This is a genomic window from Pantoea sp. Ft-CA_14 (genome assembly GCF_024520875.1).
GTDB lineage: Bacteria > Pseudomonadota > Gammaproteobacteria > Enterobacterales > Enterobacteriaceae > Pantoea > Pantoea agglomerans.
The window spans coordinates 58,982-75,211 of record NZ_JALNPM010000014.1 but is presented as its reverse complement, the minus strand read 5'-3'; the positions used below and the strand labels follow the sequence as shown (position 1 = coordinate 75,211).

General features: G+C 53.6%; 18 protein-coding genes and 1 tRNA gene. 12 read left to right on the top strand and 7 right to left on the bottom strand.

From position 1 onward, the window contains the following. Nucleotides 1-142: 142 nt before the first annotated feature. A tRNA-Ser gene (locus NR195_RS18675) sits at nucleotides 143-230 on the bottom strand. 220 nt (nucleotides 231-450) lie between these two features. On the opposite strand from NR195_RS18675, the gene yccA reads away from it, so the two are divergent. Together yccA and NR195_RS18665 are read left to right on the top strand one after the other, a co-directional pair. Further along, nucleotides 451-1,104 carry an FtsH protease modulator YccA gene (yccA, locus tag NR195_RS18670; protein ID WP_003850014.1) on the top strand — a complete coding sequence of 218 codons (654 nt, stop codon included), beginning with the start codon at nucleotides 451-453 and terminating at the stop codon, nucleotides 1,102-1,104. A 104-nt stretch (nucleotides 1,105-1,208) separates the two neighbouring features. Beyond that, on the top strand, nucleotides 1,209-1,535 hold the full coding sequence (locus tag NR195_RS18665) for a TusE/DsrC/DsvC family sulfur relay protein (protein ID WP_010669791.1): 327 nt from the start codon (nucleotides 1,209-1,211) through the stop codon (nucleotides 1,533-1,535). Here NR195_RS18665 and yccX read toward each other — a convergent pair whose 3' ends face one another. Beyond that, complete coding sequence (gene yccX, locus NR195_RS18660) at nucleotides 1,536-1,814, bottom strand: acylphosphatase (protein WP_256844806.1); 279 nt, start codon at nucleotides 1,812-1,814, stop codon at nucleotides 1,536-1,538. Between the two features lie 85 nt (nucleotides 1,815-1,899). On the opposite strand from yccX, the gene rlmI reads away from it, so the two are divergent. Together rlmI and hspQ are read left to right on the top strand one after the other, a co-directional pair. Then, nucleotides 1,900-3,090, top strand: a complete 1,191-nt coding sequence (rlmI, locus tag NR195_RS18655; protein WP_022625919.1) for a 23S rRNA (cytosine(1962)-C(5))-methyltransferase RlmI — start codon at nucleotides 1,900-1,902, stop codon at nucleotides 3,088-3,090. A 58-nt stretch (nucleotides 3,091-3,148) separates the two neighbouring features. Beyond that, nucleotides 3,149-3,466 carry a heat shock protein HspQ gene (gene hspQ / locus NR195_RS18650; protein ID WP_010246651.1) on the top strand — a complete coding sequence of 106 codons (318 nt, stop codon included), beginning with the start codon at nucleotides 3,149-3,151 and terminating at the stop codon, nucleotides 3,464-3,466. 31 nt (nucleotides 3,467-3,497) lie between these two features. Here hspQ and NR195_RS18645 read toward each other — a convergent pair whose 3' ends face one another. Next, the gene (locus NR195_RS18645) at nucleotides 3,498-3,917 is read right to left on the bottom strand and encodes a CoA-binding protein (RefSeq protein ID WP_010669789.1); all 420 of its coding nucleotides are present in this window, start codon (nucleotides 3,915-3,917) and stop codon (nucleotides 3,498-3,500) included. A gap of 176 nt (nucleotides 3,918-4,093) precedes the next feature. On the opposite strand from NR195_RS18645, the gene NR195_RS18640 reads away from it, so the two are divergent. Continuing rightward, nucleotides 4,094-4,735: a DUF2057 family protein gene (locus tag NR195_RS18640; protein ID WP_010669788.1), complete on the top strand. Its 642-nt coding sequence runs from the start codon at nucleotides 4,094-4,096 to the stop codon at nucleotides 4,733-4,735. A 69-nt stretch (nucleotides 4,736-4,804) separates the two neighbouring features. Then, the gene (gene mgsA, locus NR195_RS18635) at nucleotides 4,805-5,263 is read left to right on the top strand and encodes a methylglyoxal synthase (RefSeq protein WP_010246657.1); all 459 of its coding nucleotides are present in this window, start codon (nucleotides 4,805-4,807) and stop codon (nucleotides 5,261-5,263) included. A gap of 1 nt (nucleotide 5,264) precedes the next feature. Here mgsA and helD read toward each other — a convergent pair whose 3' ends face one another. Further along, entirely contained in the window at nucleotides 5,265-7,319 is a 2,055-nt protein-coding gene (gene helD / locus NR195_RS18630) for a DNA helicase IV (protein WP_191938262.1), read from the bottom strand. A gap of 123 nt (nucleotides 7,320-7,442) precedes the next feature. Between helD and NR195_RS18625 the strand changes: the two genes are divergently transcribed. Next, nucleotides 7,443-7,883 (top strand): YccF domain-containing protein, encoded by a 441-nt coding sequence (locus NR195_RS18625; RefSeq protein ID WP_010669786.1) that lies wholly within the window; start codon nucleotides 7,443-7,445, stop codon nucleotides 7,881-7,883. Further along, nucleotides 7,867-10,026, top strand: coding sequence for a YccS family putative transporter (gene yccS / locus NR195_RS18620; RefSeq protein ID WP_031592830.1), 2,160 nt, complete (start codon nucleotides 7,867-7,869; stop codon nucleotides 10,024-10,026). Before NR195_RS18625 ends, yccS begins: the two co-directional genes overlap by 17 nt. Here the strand turns inward: yccS and NR195_RS18615 are convergent. Continuing rightward, nucleotides 10,023-10,652, bottom strand: coding sequence for a TfoX/Sxy family DNA transformation protein (locus NR195_RS18615; protein ID WP_010669784.1), 630 nt, complete (start codon nucleotides 10,650-10,652; stop codon nucleotides 10,023-10,025). The genes yccS and NR195_RS18615 overlap by 4 nt on opposite strands. A 210-nt stretch (nucleotides 10,653-10,862) precedes the next feature. On the opposite strand from NR195_RS18615, the gene sulA reads away from it, so the two are divergent. Further along, complete coding sequence (gene sulA / locus NR195_RS18610; RefSeq protein WP_064690094.1) at nucleotides 10,863-11,354, top strand: SOS-induced cell division inhibitor SulA; 492 nt, start codon at nucleotides 10,863-10,865, stop codon at nucleotides 11,352-11,354. Nucleotides 11,355-11,704: 350 nt separating this feature from the next. Beyond that, a complete protein-coding gene (gene ompA, locus NR195_RS18605) occupies nucleotides 11,705-12,775 on the top strand; it encodes a porin OmpA (RefSeq protein ID WP_010255028.1) in 1,071 nt (356 codons plus the stop codon). Nucleotides 12,776-12,870: 95 nt separating this feature from the next. On the opposite strand, the gene matP is transcribed toward ompA, so the two are convergent. Next, nucleotides 12,871-13,338, bottom strand: a complete 468-nt coding sequence (gene matP, locus NR195_RS18600) for a macrodomain Ter protein MatP (protein ID WP_138919647.1) — start codon at nucleotides 13,336-13,338, stop codon at nucleotides 12,871-12,873. Nucleotides 13,339-13,391: 53 nt separating this feature from the next. Here matP and NR195_RS18595 point away from each other — a divergent pair, with 53 nt between their 5' ends. Then, nucleotides 13,392-15,260, top strand: coding sequence for a Lon protease family protein (locus NR195_RS18595; RefSeq protein WP_256844805.1), 1,869 nt, complete (start codon nucleotides 13,392-13,394; stop codon nucleotides 15,258-15,260). A gap of 68 nt (nucleotides 15,261-15,328) precedes the next feature. After that, nucleotides 15,329-15,847: a bifunctional 3-hydroxydecanoyl-ACP dehydratase/trans-2-decenoyl-ACP isomerase gene (gene fabA, locus NR195_RS18590; protein ID WP_009091047.1), complete on the top strand. Its 519-nt coding sequence runs from the start codon at nucleotides 15,329-15,331 to the stop codon at nucleotides 15,845-15,847. Nucleotides 15,848-15,915: 68 nt separating this feature from the next. Here fabA and rmf read toward each other — a convergent pair whose 3' ends face one another. Beyond that, the gene (gene rmf / locus NR195_RS18585) at nucleotides 15,916-16,083 is read right to left on the bottom strand and encodes a ribosome modulation factor (protein WP_008925875.1); all 168 of its coding nucleotides are present in this window, start codon (nucleotides 16,081-16,083) and stop codon (nucleotides 15,916-15,918) included. Nucleotides 16,084-16,230 lie beyond the last annotated feature (147 nt).

Below are 16,230 nucleotides of genomic sequence, written 5' to 3'. Positions count from 1 at the left end.
AGAGATTCGAACTCTCGGATGGTTTCCCATCGGCGGTTTTCAAGACCGCTGCCTTAAGCCGCTCGGCCACCCCTCCGTTTTGAAACTGTACTGCATTGGCAAACATCTATTTTTGCCGCTTTATTGCACAGGGCAGATAAAGTGGCGGAGGAGGAGAGATTCGAACTCTCGGATGGTTTCCCATCGGCGGTTTTCAAGACCGCTGCCTTAAGCCGCTCGGCCACCCCTCCGCAATGACGCGCACTATAAACACCCCGTTTAGGGATGTAAAGCACCTATCTGTCTATTCGCCTGAAAAACAGCCAGATTGTGATTTTTCGGTGTCAAAATCGCCACTCTGCTCAAACAATTAGCAGTTTAGCGCGTAAAGAAGGGTAAAACGCCTTTTCCCTCTTTAATGGCCTGCGTATTCTCGGCACATATTTGGTGTTCTGCTTAAAGGAGCGCAACATGGAAAGAATTGTCACCTCATCGCAGTCCTCATTGCTGTCTACGCACAGAGTTCTGCGCAATACCTATTTTCTTCTCGGACTGACTCTGGCCTTCTCAGCCGTTACGGCTACCGCCAGCACCCTGCTGGCCCTGCCTGCGCCGGGTTTAATCCTGATGCTGGTTGGCTTCTATGGCTTAATGTTTTTAACCTACCGTCTGGCTAACAGCCCGATGGGCATTCTGGCCGCTTTTGCCTTTACCGGCTTCCTGGGTTATTGCCTGGGGCCTATCCTGAGCTCATTCTTAACCGCAGGCATGGGTGACGTGATAGCGCTGGCGCTGGGCGGCACGGCGCTGGTGTTCTTCTGCTGTTCGGCTTACGTGCTGACCACCCGTCGTGATATGTCCTTCCTCGGCGGCATGATGATGGCAGGTTTCGTCGTGTTGCTGGTTGCTGTAGTAGCCAACATCTTCCTGCAGCTGCCTGCATTGCATCTGGCCATCAGCGCCCTGTTCATTCTGTTTTCAGCCGGTGCGATTTTGTGGGAAACCAGCAACATCATTCACGGTGGCGAAACCAACTACATCCGGGCGACGGTCAGCCTCTATGTTTCGCTCTATAACATCTTTGTCAGCCTGCTGAGCCTGCTGGGGTTTGCCCGCAGTAACTAATCCGCAGTGACAGTAGCCTGTAAAACCCCGCTTCGGCGGGGTTTTTGCTTTTACTGCCCGCCAGGTTTGATAAACTGCGCCGTCATTTACTAAGAGGATGTCACGTGAATTTTAACGGTAACGAAATCGCCGTCGATGCCGAAGGCTATCTGAAGCATCCCGGCGACTGGAGTGAAGCACTGGCTGTCCACATCGCTGAGCAGGAAGGCCTGACCCTGACTGAAGCACACTGGGAAGTGGTCCATTTTGTGCGCGCCTTTTATCTGGAATATAACACCTCACCCGCCGTGCGAATGCTGGTGAAGGCGATGGCGCAGAAATATGGCGAAGAGAAAGGCAATAGCCGCTATCTGTTCCGCCTGTTCCCTGAAGGGCCGGCTAAACAGGCGACGAAAATCGCCGGCCTGCCTAAACCGGCGAAATGTCTGTAATTAACCGGTCGTAAAATCGCGGGGTGGCTCTTCGGGCTGGTGCGGCTCCACCAGCACCTTTTCAACGCGCGCGCTGCGTGGCCCGCCCGCTTTAAGCCAGGCGATCAGCGCATCGACCTGCTCCGCCTCACCCCAGGCCAGCACCTCGACACTGCCGTCATCCAGATTTCGCGCATAGCCCAGTACGCCCAGCGTCCTGGCTTCTGCCTGAGTACTGTAACGAAACCCGACGCCCTGGACGCGGCCATGAACCCATGCTTTAAAACAGGCTGCTGACATTATTCTCTCCTGCTGCTGTTCGTTGCAATTTCCCGTTATCCACCGGACAATGGCGCCTCATTTTTTCAGGTAAGCATAGCAAACTATGACAGTCAGATTGATTCTCGCAAAGGGACGTGAAAAGTCCCTGCTCCGTCGCCATCCATGGGTCTTTTCAGGTGCCGTTGCGCGTCTGGAAGGTAAAGCGCAACTGGGTGAAACCATTGACGTTTGTGACAGCAACGGTAAATGGCTGGCTCGCGCCGCTTATTCACCCGAGTCGCAGATCCGCGCCCGCGTCTGGAGCTGGCAGGCCGATGAATCCATCGATATCGCCTTCTTTGTCCGCCGGTTTGAACAGGCACAGCAGTGGCGCGAATGGCTGGCGGCCCGCGATGGTCTGGACAGCTATCGCCTGATCGCCGGTGAATCTGATGGTTTACCGGGCGTCACCATTGACCGCTTTGGCAACTTTTTAGTGATGCAGCTGCTCTCAGCAGGCGCAGAATATCAGCGTGCAGCGATCATCACCGCCCTGCAGCACTGTTTCCCTGGCTGCGCCATCTATGACCGTTCTGACGTCGCCGTTCGTAAGAAAGAGGGGCTGGCGCTGACGCAGGGCACCGTTACCGGTGAACTGCCACCGCCGCTGCTGCCGATTACCGAACATGGCATGAAGCTGCTGGTGGATATCCAGGGCGGTCACAAAACCGGCTATTACCTTGATCAGCGTGATAGCCGTCTCGCCACGCGTCGTTACGCGCAGGATGCCCGTGTCCTTAACTGCTTCTCTTACACCGGCGGATTCGCGGTTTCTGCGCTGATGGGTGGCTGTAAAGAAGTGATCAGCGTGGATACCTCCCAGGAGGCGCTGGACGTTGCCCGTCAGAACGTTGAACTCAATGAGCTGGATCTCTCCCGCGCGCAATTTGAGCGTGATGATGTTTTCAAACTGCTGCGCCGTTATCGTGACAGTGGCGAGAAATTTGATCTGATCATTATGGATCCGCCAAAGTTCGTCGAAAACAAAAGCCAGTTGATGGGTGCCTGTCGCGGCTATAAAGACATTAATATGCTCGCCATTCAGTTACTGAATCCGGGCGGCGTATTAATGACCTTCTCCTGCTCCGGTCTGATGGCCACCGATCTGTTCCAGAAGATCATCGCCGATGCCGCGCTGGATGCGGGCCGTGAAGTGCAGTTTATTGAGCAGTTCCGCCAGGCCGCAGATCATCCGGTGATCGCCAGCTATCCGGAAGGTCTCTACCTGAAAGGTTTCGCCTGCCGCGTCATGTGACTTGAAAAAACGGCTCCTGCCCCCATATTGGTAAGAGAGCTTTTTTTCGGAGGTCACAATGATTGCCAGTAAATTTGGTATTGGTCAGCAGGTTCGTCATCGTTTGTCCGGCGTACTGGGCGTTATCGTCGATGTCGATCCTGAATACTCGTTAGATGAGCCTAAAATTGAAGATGTTGGCGCGGAAGAGAAAATGCGCACCGCGCCCTGGTATCATGTGGTGATGGAAGATGAGGAAGGCGATCAGGTACATACCTACGTTGCTGAGATTCAGCTTTCCGGCGAAACCAGCATTGAACACCCTGAGCAGCCTTCAATGGATGAGCTGGCAGCATCGGTACGTCAGCAATTACAGGCACCTCATCTGCGACATTAATCTGTGGCGGCACGCTCTGCCGCCACACTCATCATTTCTGACGCGTTATTCCCAGACGCGGAATTTCAATCTTCGGGCAGCGATCCATAATCACCGTCATGCCCGCATCCTGTGCCAGTACCGCCGCCTGCTCATTAATCACACCCAGCTGCAGCCATAATGTTTTTGCCCCCACGGCGATAGCCTCCTGGGCCACGCCCCACGCGGCTTCAGAATTGCGAAAGACATCCACCATATCAATCTTGCCCGGTACATCCGCCAGGCTGGCATACCCCTGCTGCCCCAGCAGCGTTTTCCCTGCCAGTTTCGGGCTGACCGGGATCACCTCATATCCCTGGTCGAGCAGATATTTCATCACACCGTAACTGGGACGTTCGGGGCGATCGCTTGCTCCGACTAAGGCGATACGTTGGGTGCGCGTCAGCACCTCACGAATTGTCTGATCGTTCATGTTTATCTCCTTTCAGGCCAGTGTTGAGTGTAGATTGGCGTGCCCTTTAGCGGGTAAGTCCTCAGCGAAATTAATTGAACCCGCGCACGAATAAATATGTTTAAATGTAAATTAACTGCCATAATGTAAGAATTTGCTACACACCATCCTTTGTGTCTTCAGTTACCGGAGTTGAAATGAAGCTGTCGCTGGCTGTAACGGGGTTAATTACCCTCCTCGTTTCGGCGTCCTGTTCTGCCATCACATTAAAGCTCGATCCTCAGATCGATTTGCTGGTGCTGGATGGTCGAAAAATTTCAGGCTCCCTCCTCAAAGGCGCAGACAGCCTGGAGCTGGACCGCGGTCAGCATCAGTTTCTGTTTCGGGTCGAGCAGCAGCGCAAAGGTCAGAATGAGAACGTCATCGCTTATCAGTCGGTACCGATGATTGTCACGTTCACCGCGGTAGCCAAAACCATTACCATTCGGTTGCCTGCGCTGGAGACAAAACGCGAGCGTTATCATTTTGACCGCAGCCTGAACTTTCAGCTGGTGGATGAAAAAGGCACGGAGATTACCAGCGTGCGCGACCACCTGCCGGTCACCACATCCGCAGATATGGAAAAAGCGATGCTGAATTATAATCGCACCCGCCAGATTGCCTCTGTGCCGCGGTTTGCAAATACCCCTTCTGCAACGCCCTCTTCCGTCCGGCTTACCGCCGATCTGGACTGGACTACTCAGGCCGAACTGCCCTCGCTGCACCGCTGGTTTCACCGCTTCGATGAAGCCACGCGTCAGCAGCTTCTGACGCTGGTCAAAATGCTACGTACAAGTTGATAGAGTCGAAAGGCCAGAGGTACACTCATGCTCTCTCTTCTTGCGCATGAGCCTTACCAGGACGCCTTTATGGAACAGACTGTTCGTACCCTCGGCACCACAAAACATATCGCGCTGGTCGCCCACGACCACTGCAAAGCCGCCCTGCTTGACTGGGTGAAACAAAACCAGCCCGCGCTGGAATCGCACATCCTCTATGCCACCGGCACTACCGGGAATCTGATCAATCGCGATACGGGCCTGAATGTGACAGCCATGCTGAGCGGCCCGATGGGCGGCGATCAGCAGGTGGGTGCGCTGATTTCGGAAGGAAAGATCGATGCACTGATTTTTTTCTGGGATCCACTCAACGCAGTGCCGCACGATCCGGATGTCAAAGCACTGCTGCGTCTGGCTACCGTATGGAATATCCCGGTAGCCACTAACCGTTCCACGGCTGACTTTATCATTCAGTCGCCACTGTTTGCGCAAAGTGTAGAGATTATGATCCCCGACTATCAGCGCTATCTGGCCGATCGTCTGAAGTAACTCAGGCTTTACGCAGCACCGGCACACCCAGCTCGCGGAAGTGATCGACAAACGGTGACGGCGCTGCCTTATCGAACATCAGAAAAACCTGCTGACGAGCGCGCGTCAGTGCCACATAGGCCAGACGGCGCTCTTCTGCATCAGGGAACGCTTCTGGCTGCGGTAATAAGCCCTGTTCAATAATCGATTCGCGCGCCTCTGCCGGGAAGCCCTCTTTACCCTGCTGTAATCCCAGCAAAATGACGTAATCTGCCTGCTGACCTTTGCTGGCATGAATCGTCATAAATTCCAGATTAAGCTTCGGCCAGCGGGTTCTGGCTTTATCCAGTAAATCCGGCCGCAGATAGTGATAACGCGCCAGCAGCAGAATTCGCTCATCAGGCTTCGCGTAACCGCTGAGTTTGTTCAGCAAGGCTTCCAGCTGATCCTGCGCCAGCAGCGAAATCGACTTTTTATTGCCTTTGGTAATGCTGTTCAGCGGTTTTGCCAGCTGCTGCGGATTCTGTTGTATAAACCGGTTGGCAATGTCTCCGATGCGATCGTTGAAACGGTAGGTTGTGTCCAGTACGCAGCGGTCTCCCTCACCAAAATAGTGATGGAATGCCGTCGTCAGTGTCATCTCCGCCCCACTAAAGCGGTAGATGGCCTGCCAGTCATCGCCAACAGCAAACAGTGCAGTACGCTTATTCTGCTGGCGTAATGCGCTCAGCAACGCGGCACGCTGAGGCGAGATATCCTGGAATTCATCCACCAGAATGTGTTTCCACGGACTGATAAACCGTCCTTTTTCCAGAATGGCAATCGCCTGGTGAATCAGACCCGAAAAATCGACCGCGCCCTCCTCTTTTAATGCGCTCTTCCACGCTTTCAGCAACGGTGCCATCAGTTTGATGCGCTTACTGAAGAGATCGCGGATCTCTTCGGGCACGTCGGCGATCATCGCTGCCTGCGCACCGCCATGCATACGCATCAGACCGAGCCAGCGCTCCAGTCGTGACGCCAGCCGGTTTGCCAGCCGGTCGTCCTCCCAGAATGGCCCATCGGGCAACTCCCACTCCAGTTCATCACGCAGCCACTGACGCCAGCCGTTTGCCTGCGCCTTCTTCTCATGACACTGCTGCCGCCACTGCTGGATCAGCAGCGTGCGACGCGCATCGGCATCACTCTCAAGTTTGCTGATAACCGGCTGCTTATTACTGCCTTCACGAATAATATGCAGCGCCAGAGAATGAAAGGTCCGCGCCTGGATGTCAGCGGCGGAGAGCCGCGACTGGATACGTGCGTTCATCTCTTCAGCCGCCTGGCGGCCAAATGCCAGTAACAGGATTTGATCGGCGCTGGCCAGCTTGCGCTGCATTAACCAGCCTGCGCGGGCCACCAGCACCGAGGTTTTACCGCTGCCTGCGCCTGCCAGTACCAGCAGAGAATTCTCGCCATTAACCACCGCCTCACATTGCGACTGATTGAGTGGCGTGCTCTCGACGCTGGCAAAGAAATCCTGATAGCGGGTCAGCATGGCGGCCGTCCAGTCGCGGTTTCGCTGCCGCAACGCCGTTTCGCCCTGCTCCAGCCAGCGCTGACAGAATTGCCAGTTGTCCCGGCAGTCAGCAAAATCTTTTAAGCGGGAGAGCGGCATCGGCAATGCATCGAACTGTTTGAGGATGTTGGTTTTCAGCGCCTGCAACTCGTGGCGGTTCAGCCAGCGATCCTGCGCGCCAAACGCCTCGATTTCATCGCGTAGCGCCTGCAGCACCTCGCGGCACACTGCGCTCATCTCCAGACTCCAGCTCTGCCAGGCCTGCAGCAGATAGTGGTGAAAGCGCTGCGTTTCCTGCCATTCCGTGCCATGCAGGCGGACCACTTTTTCATCGGCCAGCAAAAACTCCAGCTCGCCCCACACCAGCCCGCGCTTACAGGCGATATCCAGTAACTGGTTAAAGGGGATCAGATACTCATGCTTATCGCCGCTGACTTCGACGCCTGCCGCCATCAAACGGACACGATTATAAGGATGCTGGGCAAGCCGTTTGCCCATCGAGGTTGCTTTCAGTTCCACGCCGACACCAACGTCAGAGAATAGGATTAGGGGGAGTTTACCTGTCAGACCCTTAGCGCTCCAGCCTTAAAACAGGCTAAACTTGGCGTCACATCTTGCGGAATGCAAAAGGAAAAGAAGATCATGCGCACCGTTTTAAATATTCTTAATTTTGTTCTGGGCGGTTTTTTCACCACCCTGAGCTGGCTGTTTGCCACGTTAATCAGCATCGTGCTGATTTTTACCCTGCCGCTGACCCGCTCCTGCTGGGAAATCACCAAACTCTCGCTGCTGCCGTTTGGCAACGAGGCGGTGCATGTTGATGTGCTGCGTCCGGAAAGTAAGAGTCATATTCTGAATACCGGCGGCACCTTTCTGAATATCTTCTGGCTGATTTTCTTTGGCTGGTGGCTCTGCCTTTCGCACATCTCCGTGGGGATTGTGCAGTGCATCAGTATCATCGGTATTCCGGTAGGGATTGCGAACTTTAAGATCGCCGCTATCGCGCTCTGGCCGGTTGGCCGCAGGGTGGTATCAGTGGAAGAGGCGCGCGCCGCGCGCGAAGCCAATGCCCGCCGCTATTAATATGATGTCGGATGCCGTGCCAGGCTGGCGCAAATATCTGTTTAACAGTACGTGGCGCTATCTGCTGCGGATCCTGTTTGCACTGAGTGGCTGCGCCGCCATTCCCTGGTGGCTGCATCAGATTGAGTGGACGATCCCTCTGACCCTGGGAGTGGTCGCTGCTGCGCTGGCCGATCTTGATGATCGCCTGGCCGGTCGCCTGAAGAATCTGCTGATTACCCTGCTCTGCTTCTGCATCGCCTCGGTTTCAGTCGAGTTACTGTTTCCTTATCCGTTCGCCTTTATTATCGGGCTGGCAATCTCGACCTGGGGCTTTATTCTGCTGGGCGCCCTTGGCCAGCGCTATGCGACTATCGCCTTTGGTGCTCTGCTGATTGCGGTCTATACCATGCTCGGCATCGGACTGTTCAGCCAGTGGTATATGCAGCCGATGCTGCTGCTGGTCGGCGCGTTGTGGTACAACCTGCTGACATTACTGGGCCATCTGATGTTTCCGGTCCGGCCGGTGCAGGAGCAACTGGCCGGAAGTTTTTCACAACTGGCGCGTTACCTTGATGCCAAAGCGAATCTTTTCGATCCCGACGCGGGCGATCAGGATGATGCCGCGTTTATCGATGCGGCGATGGTCAACAGCCAGTTAGTGGCGCAACTTAATCTGACCAAGACCACACTGCAGAGTCGTCTGCGCGGCGATCGCGGGTCGCGCGGCACCCGCCGTAGTCTGCACTACTACTTTGTGGCGCAGGATATTCATGAACGGGCCAGCTCTTCCCATCTGCAATATCATCTGCTGCGCGGCGACTGGCGCTACAACGAAATTCTGTTTCGCTTTCAGCGCCTGCTGAATATGCAGGCTCAGGCCTGTCGCCAGCTGGCACATTGCATTCTGATGCGTCAAAGGTGGGTGCATGACAGCCGTTTTGAGCGTGCATTTGAACGATTACAGAAAGCGATAGAACGTCTGGAGCAGCATGATCCCGACGCTACGCATACCCGTGCTCTTTTCTGGCTGCTGCGCAACCTGCGCGCCATCGATGCACAGCTTGCTTCGATCGAATCAGAACAGACGCTGGCCGGTGAAGATCCTCAGCACAGTGACAATCTGCTGTCACGCGAAGGATTGAGTGGCTGGAGTGATATCCGGCTGCGCTTCAGCCGCCACCTCTCTCCCGCATCGGCGCTGTTCCGGCATGCGGTTCGCATGTCTGTGGTGCTCTGTATTGGATATGGTTTTATTCAGGTAACCGGGCTGGAACGGGGATACTGGATTTTGCTGACCAGCCTGTTTGTCTGCCAGCCCAACTACAATGCAACGCAGCGACGACTGGCCTTGCGCATCGGCGGAACGCTGGCGGGGATTGCGATTGGTCTGCCCGTTTTATGGCTGGTGCCTTCGATTGAAGGTCAGTTAATCCTGATAGTGATTACCGGCGTACTGTTCTTCGCTTTCAGGCAGGTGCAGTATGCACAGGCCACGCTGTTTATCACTCTGCTGGTGCTGCTCTGCTTTAACCTGCTGGGTGAAGGGTTTGAAGTTGCCCTGCCGCGGGTAGTGGATACCTTACTGGGCTGTGGCCTGGCCTGGCTGGCTGTCGCGTTTATCTGGCCTGACTGGCGCTTTCGTCAGTTACCTGCCGTGGCAGAACGAACGCTGAAAGCGAATTGCCGCTATCTGGACGCGATCATGGAGCAATATCATCAGGGCAAAGATAACCGTCTCGCCTATCGCATTGCACGGCGTGATGCGCATAACGCGGATGCTGAACTGGCGTCAGTGGTCTCAAACATGAGCAGTGAAAGTCGCACCAGCCAGAAGCTGCGCGATTCGGCTTTTCAGCTGCTTTGCTCCAACCATTCGTTTCTGAGTTACATTTCTGCGCTGGGCGCTCACCGCGATAAAATTACCGCACCCGAACTGCTGACATTGCTGGATGATACGGTTTGCTATGTGGAGGATGTGCTGCAAACGGAAGTTGTCAGCGATGAGCACGTAGAAACGATGCGCCATCAACTGGCTCAGCGAATCAGCCAGCTGGCCGCAGATGCGGATACGCGTGCGCCGCTGGTGCTCCAGCAACTCGGTCTGCTGGTGGCATTAATGCCCGATGTGGCTCGCCTGCGCCGCACGCTAATCACTGATTAGCCTTCGCCGTTTCTGAGATTGGGGTTTGATAAAAGCGTGCGCTGGAACCACGCATTCAGCTCCGCCCGTGTCGCCTGCGGCAGCGCAGCGGCATGGTGGCCCGTGATGGCCCCCTGCAGCGCAAGTAATGTCTGGAACCCAACGTGCTGGTTGATCGCTTTAAGCTTCAGCCAGCACTGTTTAGCCCCCATCTGGTAGAGATGATTGACGCTCATGACGCCCGCCTCGTACAGCATCATCTCCATACGTACGCTGAGATTTGGCAGATCTTTTAACCGCGGTGAGGATTGGCGGTCCTGCAACTCCAGCTGCGCCGTTTCTAAAGAGGCAGCAGAGAGCGCCAGCAGATGGTCAGGGTCGCGCCATAACGCCTCATCGACCCGAAAGTAATTGAGACTCACCAGCTTGCCCCGCTTGCGAAAAATCAGGGGTTGCAGCGGACGATCTGTAAGGTATTCCCGCAAAGGTTCACTGGCACGCAGATAGAGTTCGTCTTTATTAATTAAGGCAAAAACCACACTTTCTACAGCCAGGGCATAGCCTCCGAACTGGGTGCGCGACTCTATTGTTCCTAATGGGGCCAGGCGCGCTCTGGAGCGCTCTACAACCGGATTCACCTTTTTCATAGCACCACCTCCATGTAAGAAATATATCGTAAATTACCTTGGGTATCAGGTAATTAGAAGATAAAAAAAAGCGTCAATGGGTTCAATGAATAAATAGCGTTTCAACTAATCTTGTCGCGATTTTGCGAGGCGTTTTCAGAAATTTGGGTTGATCTTTATCCAGGATGACAGTACTGTATATTCATACAGTCCACTGCTGGTGATTAACTTATGCGAACACAACATCCTAATAATGCACGCTATGCTCATCATTATGCGTCCACTTCCGTTCCGGCCTCTCAGGGCGGTGGAATTACTGAGTTACGCTACAGCGAACAGCCCGGTATGATGCAGATGTTGCTGTTGCCTTTATTGCAGCAGCTGAGTCAGCAATCACGCTGGCAGTTGTGGTTAACACCGGCATATAAACTGAATCGCACCTGGCTGCAGGAATCAGGATTACCACTGGATAAAAGTATGCATATCGCCGATTCTGAACGTCTGAATGCGGTTGAAGCGATGGTTAAAGCATTGCGTACAGGAAATTACAGTGTCGTTCTGGCATGGATTCCTTACGATCTTGACGAAGATGAACGACGTCAACTTGAAAATGCGGCGGCAGAGGGTGAAGCGTTAGGATTGATTTTGCGTGCAAGCGGGACATCAGAAGCGCCTCTCAGACCGCAAACTGCGATAAAAATTCAGTCGGATTTGTTTCATTAAGTAAAAATCAGAAGTTTCCCAAGCTATTTTTCTTATCTGTCGCAGCTAAACCACTGATTCTGTTAGTTCGAGCGTTGACAATGGTTTAGCAAGTTTTTAGGGCTTTTTGCCGCGGCAATAAGACCAGCCTAATTGTTAGAAATTGTGTATAAATCGCTGTTTTTTTACATAAGCGCCTCACATCATACTTGTAAGTTTCCAATCTCGTTGTAGACTTTAGCTCGCCAGGGTGCTCAATAACCTCCGTTTTTTGCGGTAGAGTCATAAGCGAGCGTTTTGACCCGGCGAAGGATTTAAACCAAGAGCAACCTTTTTGCTCATTGCCTATTTGGATGATAACGAGGCGCAAAATGAAAAAGACAGCTATCGCAATTGCAGTGGCACTGGCTGGCTTCGCTACCGTAGCGCAGGCCGCTCCGAAAGATGACACCTGGTACACCGGTGCTAAACTGGGCTGGTCTCAGTATCACGACACTGGTTACTACGGTAACGGTTACGAAAACAATGACGGTCCAACTCATGAAAGCCAGCTGGGTGCAGGTGCATTCGTTGGTTACCAGGCAAATCCATACCTGGGCTTCGAGCTGGGCTATGACTGGCTGGGTCGCATGCCTAACAAAGGCAACGTGACTAACGGCGCATTCAAAGCACAGGGCGTTCAGCTGGCTGCTAAACTGAGCTACCCAATCTATGACGATCTGGACGTGTATACTCGTCTGGGCGGCATGGTATGGCGTGCAGACTCAACGCAGACTAACCCAACTACTGGCCGCATCAGCGACCACGACACCGGCGTATCTCCGCTGGCTGCTGTTGGTGTTGAATATGCGCTGACCAAAAACTGGGCTACCCGTCTGGATTACCAGTGGGTTAACAACATCGGTGATGCACAGACCGTTGGTACTCGTCCAGACAACGGCATGCTGAGCGTAGGCGTTTCATACCGCTTCGGTCAGGATGACGTCGCTGCTCCGGCGCCAGCTCCGGCTCCAGCACCAGCTCCAGTTGTTGAAACCAAGCGTTTCACTCTGAAGTCTGACGTTCTGTTCACCTTCAACAAATCTACCCTGAAGCCAGAAGGCCAGCAGGCTCTGGATCAGCTGTACAGCCAGCTGAGCTCAATGGATCCTAAAGATGGTTCCGTTGTCGTACTGGGCTTCACCGATCGCATCGGTTCAGAGCAGTACAACCAGAAACTGTCTGAGAAACGTGCTCAGTCAGTCGTAGATTACCTGGTATCTAAAGGTATTCCTTCTAACAAGATCTCTGCACGTGGCATGGGTGAATCTAACCCAGTTACCGGCAACACCTGTGACAGCGTGAAAGGCCGTAATGCCCTGATCGACTGCCTGGCGCCGGACCGTCGTGTAGAAATCGACGTTAAAGGTATCAAAGACGTTGTAACTCAGCCACAGGCTTAAGTTTACACGTAATAAAAAACCCCGCTAAGGCGGGGTTTTTTTATGCCGGTAATAAAACCGGACTGAGAGATGAAGGCTCTGATTGCCCTGCCCGATTATTCGCTCTCTGAACCGGAGTTACCCAGAATCGCCTGCAAATCCTGCTTCAGGCTCGACATCTGAGTGGCATATTTCTCTTTACGTTCTGCATCTTCTATCAGCTGAACAATCGTTTCAGAGAGCGTGCAGCCGCGCCGCTGTGCCAGACCTGCCAGTCGCTGCCAGACCAGATACTCCAGGTCTATCGATTTTTTTCGCGTATGCTGATGTTCAGCGTTGAAATGGCGTTTTCGTCGGGCACGGATGGTCTGCTTCAGTCGGTTATCCAGATCAGCGTGAATATGTTCTGCGATCCATTCATTCACTGTAACCGGATTATTTTCCATTGCCAGCAGCTTATCCACTGCTGCCTGCGCCGCGCTTAATTCAAGGTGACGCGTGATCAGTTCACCTTCCCGATGTTTTTTCACCAGGTATTTCCACTTCCATCCACATTCAAGATTTTCGAGTTGCTGGTATTTCATCGGAATCTCATCGTGATCACGTAACGAACTAAGAATAACAGCTTTTTTCCCGGATGCAGCAACGAAAAACATGCTGTCACCATCACATCTTCAACAGGAAGTCTGCAGTGCTTAACAAGGGTGAATCCTGTATAATCTCGCTTTTCTTAAAACAGACAAATGCGATTATTTTGACCAGCACTCAACTTACGTGGCAGACCTTACAGCCAGATAGCGCGCAATACCAATCCGTTTTCTCCCGAATTGCTGATGAAGAAACTGATGCTCTGGCAACGGTACAGCCCCGGTTGCTGAATGCACTGGCGCACTTACACCATCAGACGCAGGGGTTCCCGTTACTGCTGGTTCGTAGCCAGGAGAATCGCGATTATCTGACATTCATTGCCCAGGCCGCAGAGCGGGTTATGGCCGACAGTACCACTCTATTCGGCGGTGATTACCATATCATGGCCGACAACGTCACGCTCCAGCCCCCCTCCGATCCTCAACGCCCATTCACCAGTCAGGGTGGTATTCACTTTGCTGAATGGACTGAGATGGAGCAATTGTTTGGCTGCGTGCGCCAGTATAAAGATCGCATCCAGCTGGAACCGGGCCTGATCCATCGTGCTAATGGCGGCACGCTGCTGCTTTCACTGCGTAGCCTGATGACGCAGCCGATTCTCTGGTTGCGCCTGAAGAAGTGTGTTGAGCAGGGCTATGCTGAGTGGACATCTCAGGATGAACGCCGGCCGCTGCCAGTCTCGATTCCTCCCTTGCCGCTCAATCTGAAACTGGTCCTGTGTGGCGATCGGGAAGCGCTGGCAGAATTTCAGGAGCTGGATCCCGAAGCTCACGAAATGGCCATCTATACTGAATTTGAAGAGAATATTCAGATTCTGGATGAAGATGACATGCTTGCCTGGTGTCGCTGGAACATCGAACTGGCGCAACAGGCGGGTCTGCCCCTGCCGGAAGCGGACTTCTGGCCAGAACTGATTAAAGAAGGCGTCCGCTACAGCGGCGATCAGGAGACGCTGCCACTCTGCCCCCGCTGGCTACAACGCCAGATGCGCGAATCGGCCCTGATGGGCGATGAACTGAACGCTGAAGCGCTGCGTGATGCGCTGGAAGCGCGTTTGTGGCGCGAGAATTATCTCAATGAGCGGATGCGTGACGAGATCCTGCTGCGACAGATTCTGATTGAAACCGAAGGCGAAGTGGTTGGTCAGATTAATGGCCTGTCGGTCGTTGAATATCCTGGCCATCCCCGTGCCTGGGGCGATCCATCGCGTATTACCTGCGTGGTACATCCCGGCGATGGCGAATTCATGGATATCGAGCGTAAAGCGGAGCTGGGCGGTAATATTCATGCCAAAGGCATGATGATTATGCAGGCTTACCTGATTGCCGAGCTGGAACTCGATCAGCAACTGCCCTTCTCGGCCTCAATGGTCTTTGAGCAATCTTACTCCGAGGTGGATGGTGACAGTGCTTCACTGGCTGAACTCTGTGCCTTAATCAGCGCGCTGGCTAATCAGCCCATCAATCAGCAAATTGCGGTGACCGGCTCGGTTGATCAGTTTGGCAACGTACAACCGGTGGGCGGATTGAATGAGAAAATCGAAGGCTTTTTTGATATCTGCCATCAGCGAGAACTGACAGGTCAGCAGGGTGTGATTATTCCCGCCAGCAATGTCCGTCATCTCAGCCTCAGCCAGGCGGTTGTCAGTGCGGTTGAACAGGGTCATTTCCATATCTGGGCAATTGACCGTGCCGATGAAGCGCTACCGCTGCTGACCGGTAAAATCTGGAGTACCGAGGATGGCCTGGGCGATTGCCTGCTGAATACCATCCAGGAACGCATTAGCCTGTTCAACCAGCCGGACGGTCCGCAACGTCCCTGGGCGCTGCGCTGGCTTAACTGGTTCAACCACCGTTAATCCGATTTGCTCAGCGTACAACTGTTCGCTAATATTCGTGATTCACTAAAACAAGGCTTATTGAAAACATGGTAGATAAACGCGAATCCTATACCAAAGAAGATCTGATTCTGTCAGGTCGTGGTGAACTGTTTGGCGAAAATGGTCCGCCGCTTCCATCCGGCAACATGCTGATGATGGACCGCGTGGTCAAAATGACCGAAGACGGCGGCAAATATGACAAAGGCTTTGTTGAAGCGGAGCTGGATATCAATCCTGATCTCTGGTTCTTCGGCTGTCACTTTATTGGCGATCCGGTGATGCCGGGTTGTCTGGGCCTTGATGCCATGTGGCAGCTGGTTGGTTTCTATCTGGGCTGGCTGGGCGGCGAAGGTAAAGGTCGTGCGCTGGGCGTGGGTGAAGTGAAATTCACCGGTCAGGTCCTGCCAGATGCGAAGAAAGTGACTTACCGCATTCACTTCAAACGCGTTATTAACCGCAAACTGGTTATGGGCGTGGCAGATGGTGAAGTGCTGGTTGACGGTAATCTGATCTATACCGCCAGCGATCTTAAAGTCGGCCTGTTTAAAGATACCGCCGCTTTCTAAGCGTTTCCCCCGGAAACAAAAACCTCCGCGCATGGCGGAGGTTATATTCCCTTTTCAGTGACATCCGGTTATGCAGCTACCGACCTGTCCTCCATGGCTTGTCGCCAACCTCCCAACCAGTGAGACTTAGCGTCAATCAACTGATACGGACACATCTCTTTTGAGCGTCCAGTAATGCCTGCCTGATAACCACGTGAATGGGCGCGTTCGAGGCGGTCTCGTTTCTGTCTCTTCATACTCCGTGTCCCTCATGTAAGGTCTGTGGAATCTGGTGGAAAGAAAAGTGGTGAATTAATGTTCAACCACCCTTATGTTCTACCTCCTGCGCACCCAAAGATCAATGCCCAATCTTCATGCCAGTGTCATAAATGTGACCTTAATCG

What these genes read in the sequence shown, in the direction of transcription:
- yccA (WP_003850014.1), top strand. Translation starts at nt 451, where the DNA reads ATGGAAAGAATTGTCACCTCATCGCAGTCCTCATTGCTGTCTACGCAC.
- yccX (WP_256844806.1), bottom strand. Translation starts at nt 1,814, where the DNA reads ATGTCAGCAGCCTGTTTTAAAGCATGGGTTCATGGCCGCGTCCAGGGC.
- rlmI (WP_022625919.1), top strand. Translation starts at nt 1,900, where the DNA reads ATGACAGTCAGATTGATTCTCGCAAAGGGACGTGAAAAGTCCCTGCTC.
- hspQ (WP_010246651.1), top strand. Translation starts at nt 3,149, where the DNA reads ATGATTGCCAGTAAATTTGGTATTGGTCAGCAGGTTCGTCATCGTTTG.
- NR195_RS18645 (WP_010669789.1), bottom strand. Translation starts at nt 3,917, where the DNA reads ATGAACGATCAGACAATTCGTGAGGTGCTGACGCGCACCCAACGTATC.
- NR195_RS18640 (WP_010669788.1), top strand. Translation starts at nt 4,094, where the DNA reads ATGAAGCTGTCGCTGGCTGTAACGGGGTTAATTACCCTCCTCGTTTCG.
- mgsA (WP_010246657.1), top strand. Translation starts at nt 4,805, where the DNA reads ATGGAACAGACTGTTCGTACCCTCGGCACCACAAAACATATCGCGCTG.
- NR195_RS18625 (WP_010669786.1), top strand. Translation starts at nt 7,443, where the DNA reads ATGCGCACCGTTTTAAATATTCTTAATTTTGTTCTGGGCGGTTTTTTC.
- yccS (WP_031592830.1), top strand. Translation starts at nt 7,867, where the DNA reads ATGCCCGCCGCTATTAATATGATGTCGGATGCCGTGCCAGGCTGGCGC.
- NR195_RS18615 (WP_010669784.1), bottom strand. Translation starts at nt 10,652, where the DNA reads ATGAAAAAGGTGAATCCGGTTGTAGAGCGCTCCAGAGCGCGCCTGGCC.
- sulA (WP_064690094.1), top strand. Translation starts at nt 10,863, where the DNA reads ATGCGAACACAACATCCTAATAATGCACGCTATGCTCATCATTATGCG.
- ompA (WP_010255028.1), top strand. Translation starts at nt 11,705, where the DNA reads ATGAAAAAGACAGCTATCGCAATTGCAGTGGCACTGGCTGGCTTCGCT.
- matP (WP_138919647.1), bottom strand. Translation starts at nt 13,338, where the DNA reads ATGAAATACCAGCAACTCGAAAATCTTGAATGTGGATGGAAGTGGAAA.
- NR195_RS18595 (WP_256844805.1), top strand. Translation starts at nt 13,392, where the DNA reads ATGCAGCAACGAAAAACATGCTGTCACCATCACATCTTCAACAGGAAG.
- fabA (WP_009091047.1), top strand. Translation starts at nt 15,329, where the DNA reads ATGGTAGATAAACGCGAATCCTATACCAAAGAAGATCTGATTCTGTCA.
- rmf (WP_008925875.1), bottom strand. Translation starts at nt 16,083, where the DNA reads ATGAAGAGACAGAAACGAGACCGCCTCGAACGCGCCCATTCACGTGGT.